The 6,000-nt window shown below is 50.4% G+C and carries 6 protein-coding genes; 3 read left to right on the top strand and 3 right to left on the bottom strand.

Going from position 1 to position 6,000, the window contains the following annotated elements:
• Nucleotides 1-58 precede the first annotated feature (58 nt).
• Nucleotides 59-787, bottom strand: a complete 729-nt coding sequence (locus A8O25_RS08280) for a response regulator transcription factor (RefSeq protein ID WP_066833423.1) — start codon at nt 785-787, stop codon at nt 59-61.
• A gap of 32 nt (nt 788-819) precedes the next feature.
• Nucleotides 820-3,009 carry a sensor histidine kinase gene (locus A8O25_RS08275; RefSeq protein ID WP_082893523.1) on the bottom strand — a complete coding sequence of 730 codons (2,190 nt, stop codon included), beginning with the start codon at nt 3,007-3,009 and terminating at the stop codon, nt 820-822.
• Nucleotides 3,010-3,291: 282 nt separating this feature from the next.
• On the opposite strand from A8O25_RS08275, the gene A8O25_RS08270 reads away from it, so the two are divergent.
• The 3 genes from A8O25_RS08270 (at nt 3,292) to A8O25_RS08265 (ending at nt 5,204) form a co-directional block, all read left to right on the top strand.
• Nucleotides 3,292-4,221 (top strand): T9SS type A sorting domain-containing protein, encoded by a 930-nt coding sequence (locus A8O25_RS08270; protein WP_161947719.1) that lies wholly within the window; start codon nt 3,292-3,294, stop codon nt 4,219-4,221.
• Nucleotides 4,222-4,361: 140 nt separating this feature from the next.
• A complete protein-coding gene (locus A8O25_RS22925; protein ID WP_153042652.1) occupies nt 4,362-4,682 on the top strand; it encodes a hypothetical protein in 321 nt (106 codons plus the stop codon).
• Nucleotides 4,683-4,733: 51 nt separating this feature from the next.
• On the top strand, nt 4,734-5,204 hold the full coding sequence (locus tag A8O25_RS08265; RefSeq protein ID WP_066833414.1) for a hypothetical protein: 471 nt from the start codon (nt 4,734-4,736) through the stop codon (nt 5,202-5,204).
• A gap of 330 nt (nt 5,205-5,534) precedes the next feature.
• Here the strand turns inward: A8O25_RS08265 and A8O25_RS08260 are convergent, their stop codons facing one another.
• Nucleotides 5,535-5,963: a DUF2147 domain-containing protein gene (locus A8O25_RS08260; protein WP_066833406.1), complete on the bottom strand. Its 429-nt coding sequence runs from the start codon at nt 5,961-5,963 to the stop codon at nt 5,535-5,537.
• Nucleotides 5,964-6,000: the final 37 nt, after the last annotated feature.

Here is a 6,000-nt window from a genome sequence, read left to right as displayed (position 1 = left end):
CTGTTTTGGCCAAAACAGCCCCAAAACAGAAATATAATGTAGTTACTTTTAAAGCTGCCTAGGAGGCTGGTTGGGAAACGGCGGCGGGAGCAACCAGCCGGAAACCGTTGCCGTGCACGTTGATAATTTCCACCTCCGGGTCATCTTTCAGGTATTTCCTCAGTTTAGTCACAAACACATCCATGCTGCGGGCGGTGAAGTAGTTGTCATCTTTCCAGATGGTGGTGAGGGCCACTTCCCGCGGAAGGACATCATTCAGGTGGTGGCAAAGCAGCTGCAGAAGTTCAGCCTCTTTGGGCGACAGTTTCTGCACCTGACCATGATGCGTGATCTGGCGGGTCTTGAAGTTGAAGTGGTACATGCCCAGTTGATACGCTGTGGCGGGGGCTTTTTCTGGCACGGCGGCGGTGGCTCTCCTCTGCAGAATGGCTTTCAGTTTCCAGAGCAGAATCTCAGAGTCAAACGGTTTGGTGATATAATCTTCGGCCCCCAGCCTGAATCCTTCCAGCATATCGGCCTTCATGGCTTTTGCCGTAAGGAAAATGATGGGCTGGAACGGATTGGCTTTTTTGATGTCAGCGGCCAGGGAGAATCCATCTTTGATTGGCATCATCACATCCAGGATGCACGCATCAAAGGGGGCCTGTTGAAAGGTGCGCCAGCCCTGCATGCCATCTGTGCAGAGCGTGACGTCATAATCATGCAACTCCAGGTAGTCTTTCAGGACCATGCCAAAGTTAGGGTCGTCTTCAACCAACAGGAGGCGGGTGGCGGTGTGTGCGGTCATGGAGGTGCTTTTTAAGAGGTGATGAATAGCGGTTAAACAGAAGGTTTTTGCAGGGGCAGCCATAAGGTAAACCTGCTGCCTTTGCCCAGTTCGCTGCGCAGGTGCACATTGCCCCCATGAGCCTCGGCCATGGTTTTGACATAACTCAGCCCTAACCCAAACCCCTTTACGTTGTGCACGTTCCCCGTGGGCACCCGGTAAAACTTCTCAAAAATCTTTTTCTGGGCCTCCCGTGACATGCCTGCACCCTGGTCTTCCACAGAAATGTGCAGGCCTTTGGAGACCTGGGTGGTTTGTACTACAATTCTGGGCGCCTCCGGCGAATACTTGTTGGCATTGTCCAGCAGATTGGCTACCATGTTGGCCAGGTGGCTGGCGTCTGCCCAAACAACAGGGGAGGGAGCGTCCAGTTTCAGGTTCAGGTTTCCCTGCCGCTGCTCAATATGTAACTGAAATGGCTCTACCGCCTTTTGGATCAACGCGTGCACATCTACTTCTTCAAAGGCCAGTTGCAGTTTGTTGCGCTCCATCTGGGCGGTCTGCAGTACTTTCTCCACCTGCTGGTGCATGCGTTTGTTCTCATCTCTGATGATGCGCGCATAGTGGTCCAGGCGGGCTTCATCTTTGCGCACCTTGGGGTTGACCAGCGCATCTAACGCCAGCGAAATAGTGGCAATAGGCGTTTTGAATTCGTGGGTCATGTTGTTAATGAAGTCATTCTTGATTTCTGAGATCTTCTTCTGCCGCAAAATGGTGCCCAGGGTATAGGCGAAGGTGAAAATGATGATTAAGGTAAAGAGCACTGAAATCACTGTAGGTATCCAGATACTCTTCCAGATAATGAGCTGCCGGTGCGGGAACGTCAGCTTAAGGTAGCTGGGGGCAGATAAGACATCATTGGGGAACAGCTGCACGGTGTACCCACCGTCTGGCAGCAGCGAGGCCGACGGCAGACTATTACTGGAGGCCAGGAGATAAGTTGGTTTGCTGTTGCCCGGGTCAATGTTGAGGGTGCTTTGGTAGGGGGTGACAATGTTCCGGCTTTTCAGTTCGGCGGCTAAGATTTCTTCCATCCCCAGTTCCCCAAGGCGCTCTTCCAGGGGCCGTTCCTTGCGCACATACTCTACTACCATTTGTTGCATCACCTGGTTCAGGTGCTGTGCTTTGGCCACGGCTTTCTGTTCTGTGACTTGTTCTGGGGTTGGGGCGGTGACCGGGGAGTGGGTATTTGCCCGCGGTGAAGCGGCCGGACGGGTGGGCGCCACCTGCTGCTGGGCAGGGGCAGCAGACAGCAGGAGGGGGGCCAGCGTCTGAACTCTGGCCGGTGATACGTACCGCTTCCCTTTGCGGGTGCTGCTGTCCTGGCGCCAGACCATCTCAGGGGACCTGCCTATAAAAAGACAGTCCGTATGAATGTTGGCCACATTCCCTTTGATCTGGATATTTTTGATACTCTTGACGGGGATCTGCCGTAAAAAACTTGCCTGATTGGCCATGAATATTGAATCAAGGGCAATTTTTGAGACACTGCCAGAATCCATCCTAATGAAGTGGGCCTGCCCGTTTCGGCTGTAGATCCTTAAGGTATCCAGCATTTTGCGCTGGGCAGCCACCAGCTTCCGTACCACCACTGAGTCTATCCGGGATCTGCCAAACACCTCCACGCTTGCGGGTTTGGCAGCAGAGTCTGACATGGTAAAGGAATGTATAAAGATCTGCTGCGCTGACTCAGAATGGGGCGAACGGCCCCCGCGGATAGACATCACGCTGGAACGGGCCCGGTCTACCATGGTATGTTTTTCGCCGGGAAGGGGCGTAACCATAGTAACAGAAGAACCGGCAGAACCAGAAGCGGCCACAGAAAGTGTAGAAGCGGGTTCCGCCAGGGGCATGGGTTGGTTTCTTTTCCCCTTTCGCTCGCTCCTTTCTTTGTTTCTGGAGGACTTTGCCGGGGTGGGGGTGCTGACAACCGTTTCTGTAGTGGTCACCGCCGGAGCCAGGGCCGCCTCCCTGAGTTGGGGTGCTTCCTGTTTCAGGAAATGGATGGCTTCCTTGGTTTCCAGCCTGCGCGCCACCTGGTGAAGGGCATCATTCACGTTTCTGTCAAACAGCTCCTCCTCCATCTTCACCGCATGATGGATCCAGTACGCCTGAAAACCAATCAGCCCAATGAGGGTGAGGCTCATCAGGGCAATGACCACAAACAATGTCTTCTTTCTCATCTCAACAAAGATACTAGCCCCAACTCTGCGAAACAGTACTTTAACTTTTCTTTAACAGACATTAACGAAGCCTTAACCCGCTGCCATAGGTGCGTCTGCTAATTTTGTAACAGTCAATCACATAGCCTCACCTAATGTACACTAGATATGACACAAAAACAACTTTTTAAGAGAGCAGCAACAGCAGTGGCAGCGGGTTTCGCATTCTCTTTCTCAGGGGCTTTTGCCCAGAGCCCAGAGCAACTACAGCAAGACGCCTCTGTCAGGGCGAAAGTTAAAATTGTGAAAAAGATAGACAGGCACTATTATTTCCTTGACACTACTCTCACTATTCAGAAAGGGGAGACGTGGCAGGGGGCTGTAAAGCAGCTGAACCTGAATGCCGGCACGCTTCTGGGGTTAGGGGCAAAGAGGATAGAGCCAGCCCAGGTCACTACGTTTGTGAAGCCAGATATCCTGATAGAAGATTATTCAAAAACTTCTGATTCCATCAGGGCCGTTGTTTACCGGTTACTGGGAGCAGATTCCCTTTTGAGGCATACTGTTAGGGGGCTGGTATTCAGGAGGGGAGGCGAACATGAACAGTGGCAGACGCTACGTGACTCCAGCCGGATGTTGGCCCTCAGGCACCCGCTGGTGATCAGGCAGCTAATAAAGTCAGACTCTTTGCTCAGGAACAGGGCGTTCATCAGGCTGGACTCTTCTGGGCTGGTTCCTGCTGACACCTTCCTGCTCCGGGAAAAGGTGAGGATAGAGGCAGATGGAGAGGGACCTGTACGGGTTTTACGTCTGCAATCACAGGGTGCTGCCCAAACAATTGAGACGGGAGATTATGAAATGATACGGGTACCCGCTGGTAATTCTTTCCATATAATTTTAAGGAAGGCGCCACTAAAGGGGGCGAAAGCAAAGGCAACCCAAAAGCAGAACACAGCAAAAGAAGTCCCTGCTAAGCCGGTTCAGCGGCAGGTAAAGGTATTCCCAAACCCAACCAGCGGGGTGGTACAGCTTTCCTTTGAAGTCCCCCAGAAAGCTGAAGTGATGGTGAGGGTGGTGAACAGTGCTGGGAAAACAGTAGTTGAAGAGGAGCACCGGAGCTTTAAAGGGCTTTACCAGAAAGAGATAAACCTGGGCAAGTACGGGCGCGGCTTATATGTGATTCAGATCAGGTGTGGTAAAACCATACAGGCTGAAAAAGTACTGGTGCAGTAGTTCTGCAGCCTATCATACCCCCGCAGGGCCTGAGAAAAACTCCTGGCTCTGCGGGGGTGATTATTGGTGCGTAATGAGACCTTATGAGCGTTTCATTTTGCCCCTAAACTCAGTTCTGCCAATACCTGTGCCCATACAAGATGAGCATAAGACAACGCGCAGCAGGGGCATTGGCCAAACTTTATCCTCTTGCTCCACCATGGCTGAAAAAGGAGGTGCTCCTCTGGCGCAAAAGAGCAGGAAACCCGCCCGCTTCACAGAAAAACACTGCAAAGGGTTTAGCGGAATTCAAAATTTTATTCTATCTTTTTCTAACAAAATTACTTTTAAACAGTTTAAAGCTTTGCAACGAAAGAGTTCTTCCAGGACTTTCTGTTTCTGAGCTCTTTTTTGCAAAACAGACTAAAACTGGCTTCTGCTTCCTGAGGAGCTGTTTTTTCTGTGAACGACCAAGCATTTAGAAGAGGCTGGTTCTGAGGCCTGCCCTTTGTCAACAAAAAACAAATGAAACTATGAATACAGAAACCACTTACGAACTGGACATCAAACAACGTCTCCTGGATGAGTGCCTGCGCCTTCAGACTGATTTTGTAGAGAATGCCCGTGTGGCCATGGAAGAAGCCCAAGCCAGCGCCAATGAAAGCCAGGGTGCCATTGAAGACAAGTTTGAGTCGTTCCGGGAGGCGTGCCATATTCAGCGCGACATGTTTGCCAAACAGCTGGATGAGGCAATGGGCAAGTTGAGCATCTTGAAGCGTATTGTTCGCAATAAAGTAAACGAAGATATTTCCTTGGGTTCTGTGGTGAAAACAGATACCCAGAATTATTTCATCTCTGTGAGCCTGGGTGAAATAGAAGTAGAGGGTGAAAAGTATTTTGCCATTTCGCCGGCATCTCCGGTGTTTCAGGCCATGAACGGAAAGACCAAAGGCGACTATTTCGTCTTCAGAGATAAGAAGGTTCAAATCACTGACCTCTGTTAGTGTGCCTTCTCCCCAGAGAAAGGATCCTTCCAGAACCTGATAAAAGCAGCCTGCCATTTTCCTGTTTTGGGGCTGTTTTCTGAAAAACAGCCCCAAATCAGGAAAATGCCTTAACCTCTGCCATGGAACCTGCCACCAATAGTGAGTTAATTGAACTATAGGATACCCTAGGGTAAGGCTTCAACCTGTTTTGCTTCCTTATGAATCAGGGAAAAGGGGGAATATCTGCACCTTTTTTTCAAACTGGCCAGCAGGGGCGTGAAAGGCAAAAAATAAAGGCGGGGAACAGCATCTGTTCCCCGCCTTTTGTTTCTCTAGAAAAGAGTCTCTTTATTTCACTCTGGTCCAGGTTTGGGTACGGCCAATGAGGGAAATACCCAGGTAGCCTTTTACCTCCAGTTTGTCATTTCCTACCAGCTTCATGTAAGAATCATATTCTTTGCCTGATTTTGGATCATAGATACGACCATCGTCCCATTTGTTATCTCCGTCTGGTGCAAAGTTTTTCAGGAAGACCATGCCAATGATGGGGCGGTTCTGCAGCTTAGGGTCAGGGTTGAACTGGTCTACCTTTGGTTTGCCGTCGCGGTTGGGCTCTTTGAGCCAGATGATTTTACCGCAAAGCTTGTCACCGCATTGGTAAATCTCAAAGCGTGCTTCCTTTTCTTCATTCGTCCATACGCCAATGGGTGATTTCTTCTGAGCCCAGGCCATGGTTGTCAGGCAAAGGAACAAGGCGAACAAAAAGATTTTTCTCATACGTGTTGCTGTTTGATAGATGTTTGGTTTTTGTTAT

It is taken from the genome of Rufibacter ruber (assembly GCF_001647275.1).
GTDB classification, from domain to species: domain Bacteria; phylum Bacteroidota; class Bacteroidia; order Cytophagales; family Hymenobacteraceae; genus Nibribacter; species Nibribacter ruber_C.
The sequence above is the reverse complement of the archived record's forward strand: the minus strand, read 5'-3'. Positions and strand labels throughout refer to the sequence as shown.